Source organism: Pseudomonas gozinkensis (genome assembly GCF_014863585.1).
Taxonomy (GTDB): domain Bacteria; phylum Pseudomonadota; class Gammaproteobacteria; order Pseudomonadales; family Pseudomonadaceae; genus Aquipseudomonas; species Aquipseudomonas gozinkensis.
In genome coordinates, this window is the sequence record NZ_CP062253.1 from 3,129,877 (window position 1) to 3,152,753 (window position 22,877).

The window sequence follows — 22,877 nt, forward strand, 5'->3', positions numbered from 1 at the left end:
ATCGACCTTCGCGGTATCGCTACTCTCCGAGGGCAATCAGATGGACGATGTACAGCAACTGGGCGAGATGCTTCGCCACTATGCCGACAGCGAAGCGCACAAAAAGCAGGTGTTCGAGACACAGTCGGCGACCTGGGCTGAGCGGATTACCGAATTGTTCGGGCAGATCCAGCAATGGCTGGCACCGGTGCAGTCGCCGGGTTTGCTGGAGGTGAGTCGGGAACCGTATGTGGCGTTCGGGCCGAGCACCCCGGTGGAAACCTCAACCTTCAAGACTGAAAAGCTGAGTATCGTGATTGCCGGCAAGCCGGTGGAGTTCGTGCCGGATGTGATGGGCAGTGGCGGGCAGATTTCGCTGGCGGTGATGGGGCTGACGGCGGCGCGTTACGGGAGTGTTTCGCTGGTGGGGTTGCCCAATGGTGATTGGCAGTGGCGCAAGACCAATGGGTTGAAGGATCCGGATACGTTTGCTTTCGATGCGAATTTCCTCGCGCAACAGTTACAGAGCCTCATCCCTCGCGACCGCACCTAAGATCAAAAGCAACCCACTAGCTGATCGTTCCCACGCTCTGCGTGGGAATGCAGCCCGGGACGCTCCGCGTCCCTTCCTGAGCTGGAACGCGGAGCGTCCCTTGAGGCATTCCCACGCGGAGCGTGGGAACGATCAATATCAACGGCAGTAACTCACATTTCGAGGTTGATCCAGCCAGGTTTGGCTATCTCCGGCGCCACGGCTTTCACGGCTTTACCGGTGGCCAACTCCACCCGCCGAGCCACCTCCGGATCATCCGCAAACGGCGTCAGACTCGCCTCATCCAGGCTCTCGGCTGTCTCATGCCGCAAGCAGTACTCAACCGCCAGCCACAGAAACACCACGCCCAACACATTCAAGAAAATATCGAACATGACCGGCTCCCTTGATCAGGCGATCTGCGCTTCACGGTGGGCAATCGCAACATCCGCCACCCGCACCGTGCGCCACACGTTATAGGCCATCAGCAACATGCCGCTGAGGAAAAACACCCCGCCGACAAAACGTACGACAAACCCCGGATGGCTGGCCTGCAGCGCTTCGACGAACGAGTAGGTCAGCGTGCCGTCCTCGTTGATCGCCCGCCACATCAGGCCTTGGGTGATGCCATTGACCCACATCGACGCGATGTACAACACGGTGCCGATGGTCGCCAGCCAGAAGTGCAGGTTGATCAGCGGTGTGCTGTGCATGCGCTCGCGGCCGAAGACTTTGGGCACCATGTGATAGGTCGCGCCGAAGGTGATCATCGCCACCCAGCCGAGGGCCCCGGCGTGAACGTGGCCGATGGTCCAGTCGGTGTAGTGGGAGAGGGCGTTGACGGTCTTGATCGCCATCATCGGGCCTTCGAAGGTCGACATGCCATAGAACGCCAGCGACAGCACGAGGAAGCGCAGGATCGGGTCGGTGCGCAATTTATGCCAGGCGCCCGACAGTGTCATCATGCCGTTGATCATTCCGCCCCAGCTCGGGGCCAGCAGGATCAGCGACATCGCCATGCCCAGCGACTGCGCCCAGTCCGGCAGCGCGGTGTAATGCAAGTGGTGCGGGCCGGCCCAGATGTACAGGGTGATCAGTGCCCAGAAATGCACGATCGACAACCGGTACGAATACACCGGCCGATTCACTTGCTTGGGCACGAAGTAATACATCATCCCGAGGAACCCGGTAGTCAGGAAAAACCCCACCGCGTTGTGCCCGTACCACCACTGCACCATCGCATCGGTGGCCCCGGCATACACCGGATAGGACTTGAACCAGTCCACCGGGATCGACAGGTGATTGACCACGTGCAGCATGGCGATCACCAGAATGAACGCGCCGAAGAACCAGTTGCCGACGTAAATGTGCCTGGTCTTGCGCTGCACCACGGTGGTGAAGAACATCACGGCGTACGCGACCCATACCACGGCCATCCACACTGCGCCGGAGAATTCGATCTCGGCGTATTCCTTGGTCGTGGTGTAGCCCATCGGCAGGGTGACCAGCATGATCACGATCACCGATTGCCAGCCCCAGAAAGTGAACGCGGCGAGTTTGTCCGAGTACAGCCGAACCTGGCAGGTGCGCTGCACCGCGTAGTAGCTGGCGGCGAATTGCGCGCTGCCGGCGAAACCGAAAATCACCAGGCTGGTGTGCAACGGTCGCAAGCGGCCGAAGGTGGTCCACGGCAGGTCCAGATTCATGTCCGGCCATACCAGTTGCGAGGCGATCCATACCCCCATCGCCATGCCCACGACACCCCAGAAAACAGTCGCGATGACGAATTGGCGGACGACCTTGTAGTTATAAGCCTGTCCGATTGTTGCTGTGCTCATGGTCAGTTCATCCACGGTTGCAAAGTCTTGCCAGGCCACCCGGTCTGGCACGAGCTGCACTGTAGAAACCCCACCGGAAACAAAACAGGCTCAGGAATTGTTGATTTATGCGGATCAGATCCAGGCGCTGTGTGCGGCCATCTGCCGCGCCCTGATACGGTTTTTATGCGTTCAGGTGAATCTGTAACGGGCTGCGCTGCAACGTCATAGTGCTTTTACAAAAACTGTGGGAGCGAGCTTGCTCGCGATTGCGGTGTGTCAGCCAACATTGCCGTTGCCTGACACACCGCAATCGCGAGCAAGCTCGCTCCCACAGGAAATTCCTGACGAGGTAGTAGGCCGATGTACCAATACGATGATTACGACCGGGCGCTGGTGTTCGAGCGCGTTGCGCAGTTTCGCGATCAGGTCGAGCGCTTCATGGCCGGGGAGTTGAGCGAAGAAGAGTTCCTGCCGCTGCGCCTGCAGAATGGCCTGTACATGCAAAAGCACGCCTACATGCTGCGGGTGGCGATTCCCTACGGCACGCTGAGCGCCGAACAGATGCGCACACTGGCGAGCATTGCCCGGGATTACGACCGTGGTTACGGCCACTTCACCACCCGGCAGAACATGCAGTTCAACTGGATCGAGCTGCACGAAGTGCCGGACATCCTCGAACGTCTGGCGCAGGTCAACATGCATGCGATCCAGACCTCCGGCAATTGCGTACGCAACATCACCACCGAAGCCTTCGCCGGGGTCGCGGCGGACGAGTTGATCGACCCACGCCCGCTGGCGGAAATTCTGCGGCAATGGTCGACGATCAACCCGGAATTCCTGTTTCTGCCGCGCAAGTTCAAGATTGCCATCTGCTCGGCGAAGCAGGATCGCGCGGCGATCATGATGCACGACATTGGCCTCTACCTTTATCCCGGTCGCGACGGCCAGATGCTGCTGCGAGTGATCGTCGGCGGTGGTCTGGGGCGCACGCCGATTCTCGGTCTGCAGATCCGCGATGGCTTGCCGTGGCAGCATTTGCTGTCTTACGTCGAGGCGGTGCTGCGGGTCTACAACCGCCACGGCCGACGCGACAACAAGTACAAGGCGCGGATCAAGATTCTGGTCAAGGCGCTGGGCATCGAGGCGTTCGCCAAGGAAGTCGAAGAGGAATGGCAACACCTCAAGGACGGCCCGGCGCAACTGACCGAGGATGAATACCAGCGGGTCGCCAGTGCTTTTGTGCCGCCGAGCTATCGCACGCTGGCGGGCACCGATCTGGATTTCGGCACGCACCTGGCCGACAACCCGGCGTTCGCCCGTTGGGTCGCACGCAACGTTCAGCCGCACAAAGTGCCGGGCTACACCAGCGTGGTGCTGTCGACCAAACCGGGTCTGGCCTCGCCGCCGGGGGATGTCACCGATGCGCAGATGCAGGCCGTGGCTGACTGGTCCGAGCACTTCGGTTTCGGCGAAATCCGCATCGCCCACGAGCAGAACATCGTCCTGCCGGACGTGCCCAAGTCCGAGCTGTTCGCGCTGTGGCAACTGGCGAAAGAGCAGGGACTGGGCGCCGCCAACGTCGGTCTGCTGACCGACATCATTGCCTGCCCCGGCGGTGATTTCTGTGCGCTGGCCAACGCCAAGTCGATCCCGATTGCCCAGGCGATTCAGGCGCGTTTCGACAACCTCGACTACCTGCACGATCTGGGCGACATCAGCCTGAACATCTCCGGCTGCATGAACGCCTGCGGCCATCACCACATCGGCAACATCGGGATTCTCGGCGTCGATAAAAACGGCAGCGAGTGGTACCAGATCACCCTCGGCGGGGCCCAGGGCAAGAACAGCGCACTGGGCAAAGTCATCGGCCCGTCGTTCAGCGCCGCCGAAGTGCCGCAGGTGATCGAACGGATCATCGGCACTTTCGTGCGCTATCGCGAGGCCGAAGAACTGTTCGTCGATACCGTGGCACGCATCGGTCTGGAGCCGTTCAAGGAGCGGGTTTACCCGAAAGCGCTGGAGGCTTCGGTATGAACAATCTGCTGAGGATGGAGGCGAGCGGGGCGCGGATCGTGCTCGACGATCCGTGGACGTTGATTCGCTCGCCTGAAACGGCTGACAGCACTGAAATGCTGATTCTGCCCCTGGCCCACTGGCTCGAATCGCCCTCGACCCACGCGGTCTGGCTGGGCCCTGACGACGGCGTCGAAAGCCTGTTGCCATGGCTGACCTCACTGCCACTGATCGCCCTCGACTTCCCGAGCTTTCGCGACGGCCGCGCCTACAGCCAGGCCTATCTGCTGCGCAGCCGTTTCGGCTGGAAAGGCGAGTTGCGGGCGATTGGCGATGTACTGCGCGACCAGCTCAGCCACATGCGCCAGTGCGGTTTCGACAGCTTCGCCGTGCGCGAGGACAAATCCGCCGAGGATGCGCTCAAGGGCCTGGCCGGGATGAGCGTGTTGTACGGGCGCTCGGTGATTGAGCCGCGACCGCTGTTCCGGCGCAGGTGATGCAGGGGAAACCCTTAGAACCCTGATGAATCGGGGATTTTTCCTTGGGTCGATGGTGGCCTTTTGGTAGAGTCCCCGTCGCCAGCGGGTTTTCGGCTGGACGACGGAACGAAGAAGGGAGTCTGATCAGTGAGTCCGGGCAAAAAAATTCTGGGCATCACCGCGTTGCTGTTGATGGTGACGCTGTGGGCCGGTTACATCTATGTGTTCAATGAAAACCGTGGCGGTCAGCTCGGCGGCGTCGGCGAAAGCACCGCCTGGTGCGGCACGCCGCCGAACACCGAAGCGGCGCTGCTGGGCAAGGATCAGCTGACCCTGCGCATCACCAACAACCTGCGCGGCGAGTTCATGCTCAGCGGCGCGGTGGTGGTCTCCGAGCGCACCTTCAACCGCTATGACCTGGGCCGCAACGAGCTGCGTCTGCGCCTGGAACCGTTGCAGTGGTCGTTTGGTGTCACGCCGATCTTCCTCGAACAGGTGAAAGTCCTGCCCCTGAGCCGCAACCTCGCCTCGACCGACAAGAGCGCCTTCGCCGAACTCGAATCGCGCCCGATCAGCGTTCAGGGCCGGGTTACCGAATTTCCTTTCGACACCTATCGCTACGGCTACAAACCGGTGCTGTATTACCTCAAGGGCAGCGAGCGCATCGACCTGCGTTTCAAGAACATCACCACGCTGATGGAGATGTCCAACACCTTCACGCCGATCCAGAAGTACAACCGCGCCGACTACATCAACGAGAAAAACTCGATGATCCGCGACGAGGACTACAAAGCCTACGGCCCCCACGAATGCGCGTTCAGCGTCGAGCGCAAAGGCTCGTTCAAGGTTGTGGTGCTGTTGATGCTGCTGGTGCTGTGCCTGCCGTTGCTGCTGGTGTTCTACCGTGATGAGCCGGGGATCGACTTCCTCGCCACGCTCGTGGGGATCGGCGTGGTGCGCACGGTGCTGGTGGGGCCGGTGCAGGATTTCCAGCTGTACAACATTGATTTTCTGTTCGGTGCGGCGATTTTGCTGGTGGGGACGGTGTCGCTGATCAAGGCGATGCGGGCGAACAGCCGGCGGGAGATGGCGTTGCGCAGCGGAGAGACTTCGAGCTGGTGACGCAATCAGGCGGGAGCAGCAGAGTGCTGCTCCCGCCTGTTTTCATTTCAACGCCGGATCCCCCATATTCAGCTTCTTCCACCCCTGCAACACCACCTGCGCCTTCGGCTCCTGCCCGCTGTCGAGATACCACTGAATCAGCGACAACCGCGCATTACGGTTCGCCGGTTGCCGCTTGAGCTGTGCCTCCAGCAGCGCGCATGCCTCATCCACCTTGCCACTTTCGTGCAGCGCCACCGCCAGCACATAACCGTACTGCGCGTTCTGCGGTTCCAATTGCGCGGCCTTGCGCAGGGGCGACATGGCTTCGGCCGGTTTGCCGGCGCGGATCAGCGACAGCCCCCGGGTGTGCTGCAACAGGGCGGCATCCGGATGCTCCTTGAGGTTTTCATCCAGCAGTTGCCGGGCCTCGGGAACACGACCATTGGCCTCCAGCCATTGCACCAGCGTGACCAATGCCGGGTAGAAATCCGGGTCGCGCTTCAGGGCTGTGCGCAACAGGCCTTCAACCTCCGAACTGCGACCGCTGGCCTGATAGAGCATTGCCAGATTCAGGTTGGCCTCGGCGCGTTCGGCCAGGCTTTTCTGCACCGCTTCGTACTCGGCAATCGCCGCTTCCCAATTGGCCTGCGCCGAGCCCAAACCATTGCGGGCCAGACTCAGCAAATCCCTCGCCGCCGCGATTCTTACCGCTTTCACCGGATCGCCCAGCAACGGCGCCAACAGCGATAAACGTTCCGGTGGCGGCAGAAACGCGCTGATCGCCCGCACGGCGTTTTCACGAACCTGGGGCGCCAGGTTTTTCAGGTCTGTCGTCGCCAGTTTCAGGGCTTGTTCGCTCGGATAAAGCGGCAATTCCGCCAGCAACGTCGCCCGCTGGATCGCCGGCAAATCGCTGCGCTGCAATTGCTCATACAACGCCTGCGCCGCACCCGGCTGGCCGTTGCGAATCAGCCACAGGCTCTCGTCGTAACGAGGCGCTTGAGGCGTGGTCGAGGCATTCCACAATTTGAATTGCGCAGTGACCTTGTCGCCGGCCTTGCCCTGATGGCAGGTCAGGCAGGCATCAGGCGTACCGAGTTTTTGCGCGCGTTCGGGGTTGGGGATGCTGAAGCTGTGGTCATGCCGGAAGTCGTTACCCATGTAGAACTTGCCGGGCATGTGGCAATCCACGCATTGCGAGCCGGGTTGGCCCAGGGTGTGGCGGGTGTGTTCGAGGCTGTCGTAGTTCTTCGCTTGCAAGCCCTTGCCGTCTACGCCTTCGACGGAGGTCTTGCCGGCGGTGTTGTGGCATTGCAGGCACACTGCGTTGCCCGGTGCCTTGAGCTCGGTGCTGTGGGGGTTGTGACAGTTGCTGCAACGCACACCCTTGTCGAACATTTTGCTTTGGGCGAAGGAGCCGTGTTCGAACACTTCGTCCTTGATCTTGCCGTCCAGCGCATACAGTTCGCGGGTGAGAATGCTGGGCAGGTAATCGTCCATCAAGCGTTTGCCGACGGTGTAGCCATCGCCCAACGGTGCGCGGCGGGCGTGGCAGCGGGCGCAGGTTTCGATTTCGACGGTGGCGTTCTTGTCCTTGAGATCGACGGCGAATCCAGCGTGGATCAGGTCGGTTTTCTTCGCCGTCCATTCCAGGTGATTCGACGCCGGGCCGTGGCAGGCCTGGCAGCCGACGCCGAGGCTGTTCCAGTGGCTGGCGAAAGTGTTGCTGGCCGCATCGAAGTTGCGCTTGAAACCTGTGGTGTGGCACTCGACGCACATGAAATTGGCGTTCTGGCTCGGCTTGCTCCAGTGCAGTGGATTCTTGAAGTTCACGCCTTGGCCGGGGTAGAGGTGAAACCAGCGGTTTTTCTCGGTATCCCAGGCGACGCCCAGCGCCTGCAATCGGCCTTCGCCGACTTCGATCAGGTATTGCTGGAGTGGGGTGATGCCGAAGGTATAAGCAACTTTGAAGTCGGCGTTCTTGCCGTCGATACCCGGCGTGTTGACCCAGAAATCATCACCCTTGCGCGAGAAACGGGTGGTCTCGTTTTCGCCCTTGAAGGTGACGTTGTTGAAGTCGCCGAGCATGGTTTCAGCGTTTGCCGGTTGCATCGCCAGTTGATGGTGCGAGCCTTGCCAATCCTTGACCTGCTCGCTGTGACAACCCTGGCATTGCTGCTCGTCAACCATGCTCGCAGGCGCCGCCGCCACGGTGGGGGCAGGTTTGGCCGGCGCCACAAGCGGGGCGCTCACGGGAACCGGTTTGACCGGCACCGGCGCCGGGCTGAACAGAAACCAGCCGATCCCCGCCACGGCGGCCAGCAGCACGCCGATGGAGACAGGAAACAGGTAACGTGAAATCGAGGTCGGTGAAGCATCAGGCTGAAGCGGTGCAGCTTTATTCTTATGCTTGGGCATTGCGACTTCCGTAGTCCAGGTGCATTTGCCGTCGGGCGCGCGTTCAAGCTTGATGCAGCTTTGCCGCCTCATCCCTATCTGTCAAATGAGCGGGGGCGATGTGGTGTGAATATTGTGTTTTTGGATCGCAATCGGCGCGGTATTAGCTATACCTGTAACTCCCCAATGCAATAAATCCGGCCTTCCGACAGGAGTTACAGCATGAAGCTAGCCGTAATGATGAGCACCCTGTGCATTGCCACGCTGGGCGTGGTGGGCTGCTCCAGCAAAACCGTCGCACCCGACGAGTACTCAGGCTTCCTCAAGGACTACAGCCAGTTGAGGGAGGCCAAATCCCCGTCGGGGGCTGAGGTGATGCGCTGGATTGACCCGAAAATCGATATCAGCAAATTCACCAGCGTCTACGTCGAACCGACCCAGCTCTATCCCAAACCGCAACCCACCGTGAAGATTCCGCAGCAGACCCTCAATGGCATCACCAGCTACTACGATCAGGCGCTCAAGCGTGAACTGGGCAAATCCCTGCCGCTGGCCTCAGGCCCAGGGCCAGGTGTGATCGTGGTACGCGCGGCGATCACCGCCGTCAGCAGCAAGACCGAAGGCCTGCATGCCTATGAAGTGATTCCGATTGCCCTGGTAGCCGCAGCGGTCAGCACCGCCAGCGGCATTCGTGATCAGGAAACCACGCTGGCGACCGAGGCGGTGTTCCTCGATGGCGGCACCAACAAGGTGGCCGCGCAGGTGGTGCGCAAGGGCACCGGCAAACCGCTGGAAAACGATTCGCAGGTGATGAAGGCCGATGACGTGAAAAGCGTGATCGACGGCTGGGCGGCGGATCTGCATCAGTCCTACCTCAAGCTCAAGGCCAAGTAAGACGGGCACGCCGGGTCGCCCCTGAGGGCGATCCGGCAGGCTGTCATCAGAACTCGGCTCGGGCGCGGCGGTTGTAATGGCTGAGCAGACCGTCGTAGCTGCGGGTCACGGCATAGAAGTCATCGCTCAGGCGCTGCGGCTCTGCATGGTTCTGCCAGTCTTTTTGCAGGGTGTTCAACGCTTCGAGATATTCAGTTCCGGGTACACCGATGTGCAGCCACAAATCCTGCGCGGCATCGGTCTTTGACTGGAAAACGGTGTAGGGCGATCTCAGAAAGGGCTCCCGACGATCCCATGCCTGTTGCAGTTTCGCGGTGGTGTCGGCGAGCAATTGCGGGGTGAGTGTGCGGTTTCTCATGGCCTGGTCGAGCACGTCGACGGTTTCCCGCGCCTGGATCATGTAGGCCAGCAGATACCAATGGATGTCCTTGCCCAGTCGTGTTTCCAGCCGCTTCAGCTGTTCGGGGCGTTGTGCCGCGTCCAGCGGCAGCAGCGCCTGTCGAAGGGCCGTCGAGGCGCGGTTGTAGTCTTCCGATGCCCGTCTGATGGCTTCGCTTTCTTCCTTTGACGGTTGCTGCGACGCCGAAAAGAAGCTCGCTTCTCTGTCGTACCGAGAGGGCGGTATCACGGTCGTGGCATATTCCAGCGTCCGGACATACTCATCGGCTTTTTGTGCCAGAACGGGTTGATGGTTCAGCAGCTCGAGTTTTCGGGTAATGCCTCGAAAGCAGGCATCCCGCTGTATGTCCCGCACACTGAACGCGTCGCTGTCGTCGAAAGCCTTGAGACTGGCGAACCATTGCGGGGTTCGTGGCTGAGGTGACTGCGGGTTCATGTAGCGGTCGTAGGCCACCCGCCATTGCACATCGACCCGGTTGATGCAGTTGATGACCGGGCTCAGGGCATTGGCTTGTGCCGTGATCGGCGCGTCAAGCTCATCCAGCCAAAGGTCGATCTGGAGCAACGGTCGGGTCGCGCCCGTCAGACCCATCACGACGAGTGCGATCACCACACCGAACGGAAACAGCATTTTCGCGTTCATGGTCGTGCCGCCTTGCCATACCACTGTTCAACGGTGGCCGGTGCGCTGCATTCGGTCGTGGTGATCGGCAGGCGACTGCACAAGCGTTCGGTCCACGGTTGCAACCCTTGGTTGCGATTGACCGTGCCCTGGCTGGCGATCTGGTTGAACACGCCAAGGACAATCGCCAGAGCCACAATGCCAAGTATCGACATGCAGACTTTCACAGGCGTGCGGGTGTCCTCCCAGGAGGTGTGTGGTTTGACCTGGCGTCGGCGTATCAGGCCGAAAATCGCCAAAGTGCCAGCGTACACGGCGCCGGCAATCGGACCGAGAAACCAACTGAGCCCGGCGACCATCAGCGCACAGGGGACAAGATCGCGCAGCACCCCGAACGGTGGCGAATCCTTGAGGAACGCCGGGCACAGGCGCGCGCTGAGCCAGTCGTCCAGCCACCACGCGCGATGGGCAAAGTCGTGCACCAGCCAATTCAGTCCGGCCACGACCACCCCGAACGCCACCGTTGTGAGCATGACAATGTTGATCAATCCGCTGAAGCGCACGCCCAGGGGAATGTAATGGGTGAACGAGCCGATCAGGCAGGCCAGCACCACGCCCACATACGTCGGCCAGTCATTGAAGCTCAGTTCCCAGCTTTGCCAGAAAAACGCGGTGCCGCCGGGCATCTGCGCGCAGACATTTGGGTGATTGGCGTACAGCTCGGAGCTCAACTTGCGGCACTGCGCCCAGTCGTCCTCGCGCAGGCGCCGGGCCAGTGCGCGGCGGGCGCTGAACGAGCCGGTGCCCAGCAGCAGGCGGGCGGCGCGGTGTTCGGGGGTGGCGGGCGGTTCCATGGCCAGCTGTTGCTGGCTCGCCAGGTAAAGCGGCGCATTTTTTCGCGCCAGCAGGCGTTGCCATTCACCGTCGGGGCAGGGATTGCCCGTGCTGCCGTGCCAGCCTTGATGGGTGCGCACCCGTTCGAAAACTTCGGGATACCAGACCGGCGCATCCAGCAGCAAATGGCTCAGGGTATGGTCGAACCATTTCTGATGTTGTTCGATTGTCAGCCATTTGAAATGTGCACACCGGGCGTAGGCCTGGAGAAATCCGTCAACGTCTTCCTGTTCGAGGGCTTCACGCATCGGTTGCGTGATACGCGTGCGCTGCCGGGCCAGCAACAGCTCGATCGATTCCTCATCCAGCTCCAGGCGCTGCCAGGCGCTGAACCAGAAAAAGGTCGGCACCGCCCAGTCCACCAGCGTGTCGGAGGATTCGGGGTGCTCGATGCAGTGATGCAGCAGCGTGTCCTCGAAGATGTGCGCACAGCCTTGTTCGAGGGCGACGGTATGGCGACGTTTCAGCTCTTCAACACTGAGCCCGTCCAGCGAGCGGGTCGCCAGTTGCAGCGCATCGACCTCGACCACGGTGAGGCCGCTCAGGTCCCAGGATTGTTCGATGTCCTGCTCTTCATCCTGCTCGTGATACTGCTGCCATTCCTTGTAGGCGAGCGCCTGCTCATAGGCATCGCGCAGGCGCTGGAAACCCTCGGGGTCGTCGTCGGGGCGGGTCTGTTTGAGCAGGACGGCATATTGGCGTTTGATCGTGCGCACATCGGCGTCGGCCGACAGGCCAAGGACGGTCCAGCAACTCATTGCGATGACAACTCCATAAAAACTGCGACGCGATCCAGTGGTGGCATTGTGATGTTGCGCACCCTACCTGTTTCGCGTCGAAAAGTCCTCGAGTCTCGCTCAGTCGCCGACGAACCAGCGGAAATACGGATTACCGCCATCCCCGCGCATCACCTCGCGAATGTCCCGTCCCCAGGCATCGCGGTCGCCGTCGTAGGCATGCAGGCTGGCGCGGTAGAACTGCATCAGGCGCTGGCGGTGGGCTTGCATGCGCTCGTCGAACCCGGCATCGGCGTTGACCAGCGGCGGTGCGACGTACAGATCCAGCAGCGCCGGCAGCACGCGGGTGATTTCCTTGGTGCGAACCCACGGCGCGTACTCGATGCGCGGCTGGTCATCGGTCACTGCCGGTGCGTCGGCGGCAAAGCGCTCCAGCCCGGCGCGGTCTGTGACCCAGGTCGACAGCAGCGCTGCCGCCGAGCCGATGCCGACGTCCTGCAAGGCGCCGCGTACGCTGTCCTGTTGCAGGCGTTGGGTGATTTTCCCTGCGTCCAGTTCGATGGGCGCCAGTGAACCCACCAGCAGCATCTCGTGGAACTCGCTGGTCCACAGCGTCGCGTAGGGGAACACGTCGAGGAAGCTGCGCACCAGCGAGCGCGAGTCGTCGATGTTCTGGGTCGGCAGCGGCAGCCATTGCGCGACCAGGCCTTGTTTTTCCAGGCGGCTGGCGGCCAGTTGGTAGAAGTCGCGGGAATACAGATTCACCACGCCGGCGGCGGAGGGCGGTGGTGGTTCGAGGGTGATCAGGTCGTAAGTCTGCGGGCTGCGCAGCAGTTCCTGACGGCCGTCGCGCAGGCGCACGTCGACGCCGGGGTCACTGGCGGCGTTGAAGTTGCCCTTGAACAGTGGCGCCGCCTTGACCACCGCCGGCAGCAACTCGGCGACCACGCGGTGTTCCAGCCCCGGATAGCGCAGCAGCGCGCCGGCGGTGATGCCGGTGCCGAAACCGATGACCAGCGCCGAGTGCGGTTCGCCGTTGTGGATCAACAGCGGCAGCAGCGCCTGAATCCTCATGTAGCGCAGCGACGGCATGGCATCGCCGGTGTTCGACACGCCTTGAATGTACAAACGCTGGAAGGCATTGCGGCCTGTTCCCTGACTGACCACCGCCACGGTGCCGCCGCGTCCTTCCTCGTAAAACGCCAGCGTACCGTTGCGCGCACCGGGCAGCAGGCTGGCGAGTTTGTTCACGGGCGTCAGCACCGCCAGCGCAACCGACAACAGCCCGAGTGCCACTACCGCCTGACGCCGGCCTTTCTTCACGCCATGACCCTTGCGCACGGCGAACCAGCCGATGCCGGCGGCGATGATCGCCAGCAGGCCCAGCGTGCGCACCAGCCCCAGCAGCGGGATCAGCACGAAACCGCAAAGCATCACCCCGACAATCCCGCCCAGCGTGTTGAACGCCACCACCGCGCCAACGTCGCGACCGATACGCTCCTGCCCGACGCTCAAGCGCAGTGCCAACGGAAATGCCGCGCCCAGCAACAGAGTCGGGACAAATACGATGGCCAGCGCCGCCACGGCGAAACGCGCGCTCATGCCGGCCAGTTCACCGGCGCCCTGGGTCAGCAGCCAGATCTCCGCCTGGCTCTGGGCGATCACTAGCCAGCGGCCGAGCACGGCGATTTCCAGCAGGGCGATCAGTCCCGCGCCCGCGATCAGCAGGCCGAACACGCCCCACGGATCGCGGATCCGTTCGACCCGTCGGGCGAGCAGGGCGCTGCCCAGAAAGAGCCCGGCCAGATACGTTGCCAGCACCACGGCGAAGGCGTAGGTGCGGGTACTCATGAATTGCACGATCGACTGCGACCACACCACTTCGTAGCCGAGGGCCACGCCGCCGGCGATGGAATACAGCCACAGGGCGGTGCGATCCGGGGCCTTTTCGATGTGATGTTTGACCGGCGCTTCGACCGGCATCGGACGCAGGCGCTGCCAGCCCAAGGCTCCAGCGGCGGCCAGCAGGTTGAGCATCGCGGCCGCCAGCGCGCTGCCACGCACGCCGAGGGTGGCGATCAGCAGGAACGCCGCGAGCAACGTGCCGGCAATCGCGCCCAGGGTGTTTGCCGCATACAACTGACCACCGGCCTTGCCCGGACTGGCCGCCAGCGAACGCACCAGCACCGGCAACGTGCCGCCCATCAGCACGGCCGGCGCGCCCACCAGAAGGAACGGCAACAGCCAGGCCAGCAGACCGACATGGTTCTGTAACCAGGCAAACGGGCTGGCCGCCACGCTCATGGCAAAGGTCGCGCCGACGCCCAGCACCGCCACCAGCACTTCCAGCCCGGCATACAGCAACACCGGTTGTTTCAGCCGATCCGCCCAGCGCCCGAACAGCCAGCCACCCAGTGCGAGCCCGGCAAAGAAGGCGCTGATCCCGGTGGTGATCGCATAGACCTCGACCCCGACCACCAGCGACAGCTGCTTGATCCACAGCACCTGGTAAACCAGCGCCGCAGCGCCGGAGATGCACAAGAGCAGGGCGGGGATCAGCAACGCCGCGGTGGCGGTTTGCGGGACGGGGTGGGCCGGGGATTTGCTGGCGACACGTGAGGACATGCAGATGGCCTTGTTCCGGTTCAAGAATGGCTGCGACTGTGCGGGCCTCATCGCGGGCAAGCCCGCTCCCACAGGGATCTCTAGTGAACACAAATGTTGTGTACGACTGAAAACCCTGTGGGAGCTGGCTTGCCAGCGATAGGACCACCTCGGTCACAAGCCGAAAACAGTGCCGCTCGCCAACGACGGCGAGCGGCGGTCACGCAGGCTTACTTGGCCGCTTTCATTTTCTCCTCGATTTTCTTGTCCACTTCCTCGCGGATCTGGTCGATGCTGAAGCTCGCCGGACGTTGGCTTGGCGGGTAATCGACGAAGGTCTGCAGGAACTTGGCGGATCGGCTTATCCCTTGGAATATCAGGTAGTCGTTTTTCGCCAGCCAGTCGAAGTATTGGTCGGAGACCGTGTCGGCGCGTTCATACGGGTCCATGCGCAGATTGAAAATCTTCGGTACGCGCAGGCACGTGAACGGTTCGCTCCAGACCTTGAAGCCGCCCGGTGCACGCTGCTCGCAGAAGACGAACTTCCAGTCTTTGTAACGCATGCTCACCAGTTCACCGTCATCGTTGAAGTAGTAGAACTCGTCACGCGCGCTCTTGTCGGTCTTGCCGGTCAGGTAGTCCAACTGGTTGAAACCGTCCAGATGCACCTTGAAGTTCTTGCCGCCGACGTCCGCGCCTTTAAGCAAGCGATCCTTGATGTCGAGATCGCCCACGGCCGCGAGCAAGGTCGGGAACCAGTCCAGACCGGAGAACATCTGCGTCGACACTTCACCGGGCTTGATATGCCCTGGCCAACGAACCATGGCCGGCACCCGATAAGCACCTTCCCAGTTCGAGTTCTTCTCGTTACGGAACGGCGTGGTGGCCGCGTCCGGCCATGACCACTGGTTCGGGCCGTTGTCGGTGGTGTAGACCACGATCGTGTTGTCGGTGATTTTCAGGTCATCGAGGGTCTTGAGCAGCTTACCCACGTCGCCGTCGTGTTCGAGCATGCCGTCTGCATACTCGTTGCCGACCATCCCGCTCTGGCCCTGCATGGACTCACGCACATGCGTGAAGGCGTGCATGCGGGTGGTGTTCATCCAGACGAAGAACGGTTTGTCAGCCTTGGCTTGTTTCTCGATGAACGCCTGCGCGGCGGCAGTGGTTTCATCGTCGATGGTTTCCATGCGCTTTTTGTTCAAGGCGCCGGTGTCTTCGATCTTGCCGTCGGCAAAACTGTGGATCACGCCACGGGGCGAGGAAGCCTTGACGAACTCGGCATCATCCTTGGGCCAGTAAGGGCGTTCCGGCTCTTCTTCGGCATTGAGGTGATAAAGATTGCCGAAGAATTCATCGAAGCCATGGTTGGTGGGAAGGTACTCGTCCCTGTCGCCGAGGTGATTCTTGCCGAACTGACCGGTGGCATAACCGTGGGCCTTCAGCGCCTGGGCGATGGTGACGTCACGGGCCTGCAAGCCGACCGGTACGCCCGGCATCCCGACCTTGGACAGGCCGGTGCGCAGCGCTGTCTGGCCGGTGATGAAGGTGGATCGCCCAGCAGTGCAACTGTTCTCCGCATAGTAGTCGGTGAACATCATGCCTTCCTTGGCGATCCGGTCGATGTTCGGCGTCTTGTAGCCGACCACGCCCATCGAGTAGGCACTGATGTTGGTCTGGCCGATATCGTCGCCGAAGATCACCAGAATGTTGGGTTTTTCGGCCGCTGAGGCGGTTGCCGACAGGGCCATGACTGAAGTCGCCACCAGGGCTAGCCTGGGTATCCACTTGCGTATGCGAGTCATCTGACTTGCTCCTTTAGCGCGGGGGTGGGGTGCACGACAAACGTTTTTTGCTGCTACTTCACTTGCTCGGGTACGGGCGGATCGAACGGGTAGATCCGGCGCCAGTCGCTCGCCATGTCAACCACGGTCCAGCCTCGGGAATTCGCTTCGTCGAGGGCCTTGTCCAGGCGCCCGATATCGGATTGGCGGTCATAGGCCCATTCGCGTTTGGCGTCGGTGTGATGCACCAGGCCCATGAAGCGTTTGCCGGGACCGGCGGCGGTCCACTGGAGCATCTGCAGGTCGCCGTCGGAGTTGCCGAAGGCGAGGATCGGCCGGCGACCGATCACCGAATCGATGCTCACCGGTTTGCCCGGGCCGTCGTCGTTGTGCGCCAGTTTGGCGGTGCGCACGATCGAGGCCTTGCCGTCCTTGTATTCGAACGCGGTCACGAAGGTGGTGCCGATCACCTGTTCTGGCGGGATGCCGTAGACCTTCTCGGCGAAGGCGCGCATGAAGCCGGTGTCGCCACCGGAAACGATGTAGGTCTTGAAGTCCTGGCTGCGCAGGTAGTCGAGCATTTCCAGCATCGGCTGGAAGATCATTTCGGTGTACGGCTTGCCGGTTTTCGGATGGCGGGCCTGGGCCAGCCAGGTTTTCGCGTAATCATCGAAGGCTTCCGTGGTCATGCCGGTGTGGGTCGCGGCGACGATTTTCAGCAGGCCGTCCATGCCGGCTTCGCCCAGTGCCTTGTGATCGTTTTCCAGAACAGCCTTGAACGGCTGCGTGGTCTTCCATTCCGGGTGCTGCGCGGCGGTGCGCTTGACCTCGTCGAAAGCGAACAGCAACTCGAAATACGCCGGTTGCTCGCTCCACAACGTGCCGTCGTTGTCGAACACGGCGATACGTTCGGCGGGTTTGACGAAGTCCTTGCCGGCCTGATCAGTGATTGCCTCGACAAACTCGATGATGTGTTTTTTCGCCGGGCTGTCGTTCCACGACGGCAGCGGTTCACTGGCCTGTGCCAGTAGCGGCAAGGCGAGGCCGAACAACAGGGCCAGACCGAATCGTTGGCGGTGCAGCATCGGGTTCGTCATGGGAAATCCTTCTCGTGAGCGGGGTTGAGCGGGCGCAGGGCCGGGACCGGGCGGGCCTGCTGCTGTTCGGCCTGACTGTGAAGCGTAGACAACGATTGACGCAGCTGACCCAGTGCCTGCCCAGCGGCCGGGTCGCGCCCGTAAAGGCTGCGCAACAGCCCTTGCAGGCGCGGCCCGGCGTGGGTCAGTTTCAGGCCCAGACCACAGCGCCGCAGCCACAGGTACAGAGCCGTCAACTGCGGCGGTTGTCCGGCCAGTTGCCCGGCGACCTGTTGCCACGCGTAGTCGGCTGATTGCTGACGGGCCTGTTGCCGCGCTAGCTGGCGCTGTTGCCATTGACGGTGCGCTCGGCTGAGTGCAGGCCGGCCCAGATAACCGGCGATGACCAGTCCCGCGAGCGCGGCCAGCCAGACCAGCCAGTGGCCGGAAAGATGCAGGCGACTGTTCTGGCCTAGTTGGCGCAAGTCTTCGGTGATCGAGAACACCGGTTTGTAGGCGCTGTTGGCAATGGCCTCGAAAGTGACCGCCGGGACTTGTGCGGTGCGGATCTGTTGGGTGCGTGAATCCCACCATTTCACGTCGATGGCCGGCAGGCTGTGGGTCCCGGCGGAGTCGATGCGGTAGCTGACGCTGTCGATGCGCTGACCGCCCAGAATATTGCCGCGCCCGTCATCGAGGCTACTGACCTGTGGCGTCTTCACATAACGGCTCAGGTCTTTGACTTCGCTCAGCGCAGGCACCGGAAGCGCCATGGCCAGTGCTCCGTCGGCTTGCAGGGTCAGTTGGCGGGTGAGGCTGTCGCCGACTTTCAGCGGGGTGGCTGACTGGGTGACGGTTTGACTGAAGCGCAGCCCGGTGGCTACCAGCGGCGTTTCTCCGGGGTTGAAGCCCGGTGGCAGGGTGGCGCTGAATTGCATCGGCTGGCTGCGGGCGCTGATTTCAGCGGTGGCCTGGCCGGGGGTAGCGCGCACCGTGAGCGCAGGAATGTCGAAGGTCCGGGCGGCATTGGGCGTGATCAGGTAGCTGTAGCGCAGACCGCTGAAGGCCTGGCCGTCGATGGTCTGATTCAGATGCTGGGCCTGACCGTCCGGTGGCATCACCAGCGCGCCGTCGAGCTTCAGCTCGGGCAGGGTGGCGGCGCTGGTGAACCAGGTGTCGGTGAGGACATCGAGTTGCAGCTCCACCAGACCGCCGACCTTGATGCCGTCGGCGGGTTGCAGGTGGGCCTGGACTTTGAGTTGGGGTTCAGCTGCAAAGGCGTTCAAGTTGATCAAACTGAACAGGAGCAATGCATTGATTATTGTATTGACTGGTCGTGCCTCATCGCGGGCAAGCCCGCTCCCACAGAGATCAACTGTGTTCACTTCACTTGTGTTCGCACCACAAAGCCCTGTGGGAGCGGGCTTGCCCGCGATGGCGGCAGCGAGCGTTAGAAAATTCATGGCCGGGCCTCCGCCTGATCCTGCAGGCTGAATTTCTGCCGGAGGAATTTCGCCGGTGAGGTGGTGAGGTTCTGCAGCCACAACGCATCCGACGTCGCCTGTTCTGTGGTCACGGCTTTGCTCTGACCCTTGCCCGGTGTCTTGTCGAACTTGACCTCGTCCGGCTTGGTTTCGGGGGCATTCTGTTCGGCGCTTTCGGTGTCTTTTTGCAGGGCGACGGCCAGTGCCAGGTTGGCCGTGGCTTCGGGGAATTGTGGTTGCAGCTTCAACGCCTGCTGATAAGCCGCGATGGCCTGATCGAACTTGAAGCGGCGCACGTAGATGTTGCCCAGATAGAAATACGCTTGGGGCGTGTCGAGCCGGGCGAAGGTCGCCAGCGCCAGATCGAAGTCGGCGGCGTGATAGGCCGCGACGCCTTTCCAGTACGGATCGACAAACAGCGCCGCCGCTTGCGGGAAATGCTCATGCTCGAAAGCCCAGCGCCCTTGCTGGTCGCGGGTGAAGAATGCGTCGGTCAGCGCATTGGCCTGCGCTGGCGCTGACGGCCAGCCGAGGCCCACGGCCAGAGCGAGCGCCGGCATCCAGTTCACGCTCCAGCCCTTGCGCACGCTGAACAATGCCAGCAGCAATAACGGCCAGCACAGCCAGTAACCGGCGTCTTTCCAGTGCAATTGCTGCTGCTCGGCGCTGACGCTCTGGAAGTGCTGCTGCGCGTGCAGTTCGACCCAGTCCAGATCGTCGTTCGTCAGCGTCAGGCTGCCCAGCGGCGCATCGAGTGCCGAGGCCAGTTGCTTGATCGCCGCCGGGTCGAAGCTGCCCAGTACCGGGCGACCGTTACTGTCGGTGCGCGGCTGGCCGTCCGCATTCTGTATCAACCCGCCGTCCTGATTGCCCACCGCGAGCACCAGCACCTGCAACCCGGTGCCCTGCAACTGTTTGCCCAGTCCATCGAGCTGCGCGGTGTCGGCGCCGTCAGTGATCAACAGCAGACTGCCCGGGGTTTTCTCGGCCTCCAGCAGGCGCCTGGCCTGATCGATCACGGCGCCGACATTCTTGCCCGGTTTGTCGATCAGCCCGGTGCCCAAGGCCTGAATGAAACTGTCGAGCAACGCCGGGTCATCGGTCGCCGGCAACACCAGATGCGCGCTGCCGGCGTAGGCGATCAGCGCGGTGCGCGCACCGGCGCGGCGCCGAATCAGGTCGTGCAGTGTGTGTTTGGCGGCTTCGAGGCGAGTCGGCGGAACATCGCTGGCGTCCATCGACGGCGACAGGTCGACGGCCACGATCAGCGGCGCACGATTCTCCAGAAAGTCTGGCCGGTCCTGCTCCCAGGTCGGCCCGGCTGCCGCCACGGCGCCCAGCACCAGCAACGCACACAGCAGATGCACCGGGCGCAGGCGCTGGTTGTCCTGCGGGGTGACCAGCAGGTGCGGCAGCAGATGCTCGGCGATGTTGCCGCGCAGGCGTCGCTGCAAGTCGCGACTGCGGCGCCAGATCAACGGCAGCAGCGCCGCGAACAGCGCAAGCAGCAACCACAGCGGACGCAAGAAGTGGAAGTCGCCGAGATTGATCTCCATCTCAGGCCTCCTGCCGCTGACGGGCAACCGCCAGCCTTGGGCGCAGCAGGGCGCCGAGGTGATACAGGGTCAGCAGCACCAGCGCCGCGCCCAGCGGCCAGTAAAACAATTCGCGCCGGGGTTGATGGCTGAGGGTCTTCACTTGATGGGGCGTGAGCCGGTCGAGAGTGCTGTAAACCTGATCCAGCGCGGTGCGGTCTTCGGCGCGGAAGAACTGGCCGCCGGTGGCCTGGGCGATCTGTTGCAGGCTTTGCAGATTGACCTTGGCCTCACCGGAAGCAGTGGGGTCGCCGATGCCGATGGTATGAATCACCACGCCTTTGGCGGCGGCCATGTCGGCGGCATGGTCGGGGGTGATGGCGCTGCTGGTGTCGTTGCCGTCGGTGAGCAGGATCAGGACTTTTTCCTGTTCATGGGCCTTGTCCAGGAGCTTGAGGCTCAGACCGATGGCATCGCCGATGGCGGTGTTGGGGCCGGCCATGCCGATGCCGGTGTCTTCCAGCAGCAAGGACAGGCTGGCGTGATCGAGGGTCAGCGGCGCCTGCGGATAAGCGCCACTGCCGAACACGATCAGGCCGAGGCGATCATCCTTGCGCTTGTCGATAAAGCCTTGCACCACTTCTTTGACGGCGGCCAGACGATTGATTTTCTGGCCGGCGGCGTTGGTGAAATCCTCGGTCTCCATCGATTGCGAGAGGTCGATGGCGAGTATCAGGTCGCGCACCGGTTGTTGGCGTTCGATGGGTTTTTCGACGAACACCGGGCGGGCGGCGGCCAGAAGCAACAGGGCCCACACCAGCACATTCAGCCACAGCTGCCAGCGATTGCTGCGGGTGCCCGCACTGGCCGGTGTTTCGCCAACGGCGCGGCTCATGGCGCCGAAGAACGGCACCCGCACGGCGCTGCGCGCTTCCTGGTAGACGGGCAGGTAATGGAAGGCCAGCCAGGGCAGCGGCAGCAGGAGCAACAGCCAGGGGTAATCAAGCTGCCACATGATGACGCTCCACCCAGTGCTGGCAGGTATCGAACAGCGCCTGACGCTGCGGCGCGGGCAGGGCGCGCAACGCGTCGTCGGGGGCGTAGGCGAGTAGCGCGAGTTGTTCGCTCAAATCCGCCGGCAGCGGCTTTTTGCAGTGCCGCTGCAAGAAGGCTTGCCAATCCAGTCCCTCCAGCGCCGCAACCCCTTGTGGGAGCGAGCTTGCTCGCGAAGAGGTCCTCATAGTCAAAGGAAATGTCGACTGGAATGGCCCCTTCGCGAGCAAGCTCGCTCCCACAGGAGGCGGATTGCAGCTCGGCATCGAGAGGGCGACGCGCTTGAGCAATTCCGGCAATTCGCGCAACGCATTCAGGTCATCGCTGCGCTCACGCAATTGCGCCAACCGCACCAGCGCTTCACGCCGATATTGATCCCGTCGCCATTGCCGATAACGCCGCACACCGATCAGCAACGCGGCCAGCACCAACACCGCCAGCAACACCCACCAGCCCCAGGTCTGCGGTGCGTAGCTTACCGGCGCAGGCAGGCCCAGCTCCTTGAGCTGTCCGATGTCCGGAACGTTCGGATTCATCGCCTCGAACCGTTGGATTTACCGAGTTCGGCGCGTAATTGCTGATGCGCTTCTTCGGCGGTGCTGAACATCATCAACGGCACCTGACTGCGGCGCAGCAGGGTGGCGACGTCCTTGAGCCGACCACCGAGGAAATCTCCCAATGGCTGGTGCACGCTGCGTTTCTCGACTGCCAGCTCCACTTGCAACTGGCCCTGGGTCACCAACAGCCGGCCGTCGCTCGGCAATTTCAGCGCCATAGGGTCGTAGACTTGCAGGGCGATCACGTCGTTGTGCGCCGCCAGTTGCCGCATCAACTGCAAGGTGCGTTCGCCGGCTCCGGCGAAATCACTGACGATGCAGATCAGATGGTCATGCCCGGCCACCGCAAGGCAGCGCTGCAAGGCCTTGTCCAGTTGATCTTCGTCTTCGGCGTCCGGGTTGCCGGCGTTCAGCGCCTGATTCTGTTGGGCGATTCGACTCAGCAGCGCTTCGACCCGTTTGCGGCTGCGCAACGGCGCGATGCTGTCGATGCGTTGATCGTTGAACACCAGTCCGCCGACCCGATCGCCGGCATGGAACACCATCCACGCCGCCAGTGCTCCGAGTTCGGCAGCGACGGCGGATTTGAAGCTGCGTTGCGAGCCGAAGAACATCGACATGCGCTGGTCGACCACGATCAGCGCCGGGCGGTCGCGCTCTTCGGTAAAGGTTCGCACCACCGGTTTGCCGGTGCGCAGCGAGGCGCGCCAGTCGAGGTGGCGCAGGTCGTCACCGGGTTGATAGCGGCGCAACTCATCGAAGTTCAAACCCCGCCCACGCAGGCGCGAAGCATGATTGCCGGCGAGGATGCTGCCCTGGGGCTGGCGGGCGAGAAAACTCAGGTCGCGGGCCTTGAACTCCAGCGCCATCAATTGCGCGAGTGAGACATAGACCAGTCCGTCGACGGCTTCCAT

18 protein-coding genes are annotated in these 22,877 nt (G+C 62.3%); 5 read left to right on the top strand and 13 right to left on the bottom strand.

Annotation, left to right across the window (positions count from 1 at the left end):
- The first annotated feature begins 40 nt into the window (after positions 1-40).
- Positions 41-532, top strand: coding sequence for a hypothetical protein (locus IHQ43_RS13920; protein ID WP_192564830.1), 492 nt, complete (start codon positions 41-43; stop codon positions 530-532).
- Positions 533-684: 152 nt separating this feature from the next.
- Here the strand turns inward: IHQ43_RS13920 and IHQ43_RS13925 are convergent, their stop codons facing one another.
- Both IHQ43_RS13925 and ccoN read right to left on the bottom strand, forming a co-directional pair.
- Positions 685-906, bottom strand: coding sequence for a cbb3-type cytochrome c oxidase subunit 3 (locus IHQ43_RS13925; protein ID WP_192564831.1), 222 nt, complete (start codon positions 904-906; stop codon positions 685-687).
- Positions 907-921: 15 nt separating this feature from the next.
- On the bottom strand, positions 922-2,349 hold the full coding sequence (gene ccoN, locus IHQ43_RS13930; protein ID WP_192564832.1) for a cytochrome-c oxidase, cbb3-type subunit I: 1,428 nt from the start codon (positions 2,347-2,349) through the stop codon (positions 922-924).
- Positions 2,350-2,691: 342 nt separating this feature from the next.
- Between ccoN and IHQ43_RS13935 the strand changes: the two genes are divergently transcribed.
- The 3 genes from IHQ43_RS13935 (at position 2,692) to IHQ43_RS13945 (ending at position 5,945) form a co-directional block, all read left to right on the top strand.
- Positions 2,692-4,365 (top strand): nitrite/sulfite reductase, encoded by a 1,674-nt coding sequence (locus tag IHQ43_RS13935; RefSeq protein ID WP_192564833.1) that lies wholly within the window; start codon positions 2,692-2,694, stop codon positions 4,363-4,365.
- Positions 4,362-4,841 (top strand): DUF934 domain-containing protein, encoded by a 480-nt coding sequence (locus IHQ43_RS13940; protein WP_192564834.1) that lies wholly within the window; start codon positions 4,362-4,364, stop codon positions 4,839-4,841. The genes IHQ43_RS13935 and IHQ43_RS13940 overlap by 4 nt, the downstream gene beginning before the upstream one ends.
- 129 nt (positions 4,842-4,970) lie before the next feature.
- Positions 4,971-5,945 (top strand): hypothetical protein, encoded by a 975-nt coding sequence (locus IHQ43_RS13945; protein ID WP_064381826.1) that lies wholly within the window; start codon positions 4,971-4,973, stop codon positions 5,943-5,945.
- 42 nt (positions 5,946-5,987) lie between these two features.
- On the opposite strand, the gene IHQ43_RS13950 is transcribed toward IHQ43_RS13945, so the two are convergent.
- Positions 5,988-8,345, bottom strand: coding sequence for a tetratricopeptide repeat protein (locus tag IHQ43_RS13950; RefSeq protein ID WP_192564835.1), 2,358 nt, complete (start codon positions 8,343-8,345; stop codon positions 5,988-5,990).
- A gap of 201 nt (positions 8,346-8,546) precedes the next feature.
- On the opposite strand from IHQ43_RS13950, the gene IHQ43_RS13955 reads away from it, so the two are divergent.
- Positions 8,547-9,218 (top strand): DUF3313 domain-containing protein, encoded by a 672-nt coding sequence (locus IHQ43_RS13955; protein ID WP_085604143.1) that lies wholly within the window; start codon positions 8,547-8,549, stop codon positions 9,216-9,218.
- A gap of 46 nt (positions 9,219-9,264) precedes the next feature.
- On the opposite strand, the gene IHQ43_RS13960 is transcribed toward IHQ43_RS13955, so the two are convergent.
- From IHQ43_RS13960 to IHQ43_RS14005, 10 genes are all read right to left on the bottom strand, one after another.
- Positions 9,265-10,260, bottom strand: a complete 996-nt coding sequence (locus tag IHQ43_RS13960) for a DUF3829 domain-containing protein (protein ID WP_192564836.1) — start codon at positions 10,258-10,260, stop codon at positions 9,265-9,267.
- Complete coding sequence (locus IHQ43_RS13965) at positions 10,257-11,891, bottom strand: J domain-containing protein (RefSeq protein WP_192564837.1); 1,635 nt, start codon at positions 11,889-11,891, stop codon at positions 10,257-10,259. The genes IHQ43_RS13960 and IHQ43_RS13965 overlap by 4 nt, the downstream gene beginning before the upstream one ends.
- A gap of 99 nt (positions 11,892-11,990) precedes the next feature.
- Positions 11,991-14,495, bottom strand: a complete 2,505-nt coding sequence (locus IHQ43_RS13970; RefSeq protein WP_192564838.1) for a fused MFS/spermidine synthase — start codon at positions 14,493-14,495, stop codon at positions 11,991-11,993.
- A gap of 209 nt (positions 14,496-14,704) precedes the next feature.
- Complete coding sequence (locus IHQ43_RS13975; protein WP_192564839.1) at positions 14,705-16,279, bottom strand: arylsulfatase; 1,575 nt, start codon at positions 16,277-16,279, stop codon at positions 14,705-14,707.
- Between the two features lie 53 nt (positions 16,280-16,332).
- Entirely contained in the window at positions 16,333-17,355 is a 1,023-nt protein-coding gene (locus IHQ43_RS13980; RefSeq protein ID WP_192564840.1) for an HAD family hydrolase, read from the bottom strand.
- Positions 17,352-18,797 carry a BatD family protein gene (locus tag IHQ43_RS13985; RefSeq protein WP_192564841.1) on the bottom strand — a complete coding sequence of 482 codons (1,446 nt, stop codon included), beginning with the start codon at positions 18,795-18,797 and terminating at the stop codon, positions 17,352-17,354. The genes IHQ43_RS13980 and IHQ43_RS13985 overlap by 4 nt, the downstream gene beginning before the upstream one ends.
- Positions 18,794-20,374 carry a VWA domain-containing protein gene (locus IHQ43_RS13990; protein WP_192564842.1) on the bottom strand — a complete coding sequence of 527 codons (1,581 nt, stop codon included), beginning with the start codon at positions 20,372-20,374 and terminating at the stop codon, positions 18,794-18,796. Before IHQ43_RS13990 ends, IHQ43_RS13985 begins: the two co-directional genes overlap by 4 nt.
- A gap of 1 nt (position 20,375) precedes the next feature.
- Positions 20,376-21,368, bottom strand: a complete 993-nt coding sequence (locus tag IHQ43_RS13995) for a vWA domain-containing protein (RefSeq protein WP_192564843.1) — start codon at positions 21,366-21,368, stop codon at positions 20,376-20,378.
- The gene (locus IHQ43_RS14000; protein WP_192564844.1) at positions 21,355-21,942 is read right to left on the bottom strand and encodes a DUF4381 domain-containing protein; all 588 of its coding nucleotides are present in this window, start codon (positions 21,940-21,942) and stop codon (positions 21,355-21,357) included. The genes IHQ43_RS13995 and IHQ43_RS14000 overlap by 14 nt, the downstream gene beginning before the upstream one ends.
- Positions 21,939-22,877, bottom strand: a complete 939-nt coding sequence (locus tag IHQ43_RS14005) for a DUF58 domain-containing protein (protein ID WP_192564845.1) — start codon at positions 22,875-22,877, stop codon at positions 21,939-21,941. Before IHQ43_RS14005 ends, IHQ43_RS14000 begins: the two co-directional genes overlap by 4 nt.

What these genes read in the sequence shown, in the direction of transcription:
- IHQ43_RS13920 (WP_192564830.1), top strand. Translation starts at nt 41, where the DNA reads ATGGACGATGTACAGCAACTGGGCGAGATGCTTCGCCACTATGCCGAC.
- IHQ43_RS13925 (WP_192564831.1), bottom strand. Translation starts at nt 906, where the DNA reads ATGTTCGATATTTTCTTGAATGTGTTGGGCGTGGTGTTTCTGTGGCTG.
- ccoN (WP_192564832.1), bottom strand. Translation starts at nt 2,349, where the DNA reads ATGAGCACAGCAACAATCGGACAGGCTTATAACTACAAGGTCGTCCGC.
- IHQ43_RS13935 (WP_192564833.1), top strand. Translation starts at nt 2,692, where the DNA reads ATGTACCAATACGATGATTACGACCGGGCGCTGGTGTTCGAGCGCGTT.
- IHQ43_RS13940 (WP_192564834.1), top strand. Translation starts at nt 4,362, where the DNA reads ATGAACAATCTGCTGAGGATGGAGGCGAGCGGGGCGCGGATCGTGCTC.
- IHQ43_RS13950 (WP_192564835.1), bottom strand. Translation starts at nt 8,345, where the DNA reads ATGCCCAAGCATAAGAATAAAGCTGCACCGCTTCAGCCTGATGCTTCA.
- IHQ43_RS13955 (WP_085604143.1), top strand. Translation starts at nt 8,547, where the DNA reads ATGAAGCTAGCCGTAATGATGAGCACCCTGTGCATTGCCACGCTGGGC.
- IHQ43_RS13960 (WP_192564836.1), bottom strand. Translation starts at nt 10,260, where the DNA reads ATGAACGCGAAAATGCTGTTTCCGTTCGGTGTGGTGATCGCACTCGTC.
- IHQ43_RS13965 (WP_192564837.1), bottom strand. Translation starts at nt 11,891, where the DNA reads ATGAGTTGCTGGACCGTCCTTGGCCTGTCGGCCGACGCCGATGTGCGC.
- IHQ43_RS13970 (WP_192564838.1), bottom strand. Translation starts at nt 14,495, where the DNA reads ATGTCCTCACGTGTCGCCAGCAAATCCCCGGCCCACCCCGTCCCGCAA.
- IHQ43_RS13975 (WP_192564839.1), bottom strand. Translation starts at nt 16,279, where the DNA reads ATGACTCGCATACGCAAGTGGATACCCAGGCTAGCCCTGGTGGCGACT.
- IHQ43_RS13980 (WP_192564840.1), bottom strand. Translation starts at nt 17,355, where the DNA reads ATGACGAACCCGATGCTGCACCGCCAACGATTCGGTCTGGCCCTGTTG.
- IHQ43_RS13985 (WP_192564841.1), bottom strand. Translation starts at nt 18,797, where the DNA reads ATGAATTTTCTAACGCTCGCTGCCGCCATCGCGGGCAAGCCCGCTCCC.
- IHQ43_RS13990 (WP_192564842.1), bottom strand. Translation starts at nt 20,374, where the DNA reads ATGGAGATCAATCTCGGCGACTTCCACTTCTTGCGTCCGCTGTGGTTG.
- IHQ43_RS13995 (WP_192564843.1), bottom strand. Translation starts at nt 21,368, where the DNA reads ATGTGGCAGCTTGATTACCCCTGGCTGTTGCTCCTGCTGCCGCTGCCC.
- IHQ43_RS14000 (WP_192564844.1), bottom strand. Translation starts at nt 21,942, where the DNA reads ATGAATCCGAACGTTCCGGACATCGGACAGCTCAAGGAGCTGGGCCTG.
- IHQ43_RS14005 (WP_192564845.1), bottom strand. Translation starts at nt 22,877, where the DNA reads ATGGAAGCCGTCGACGGACTGGTCTATGTCTCACTCGCGCAATTGATG.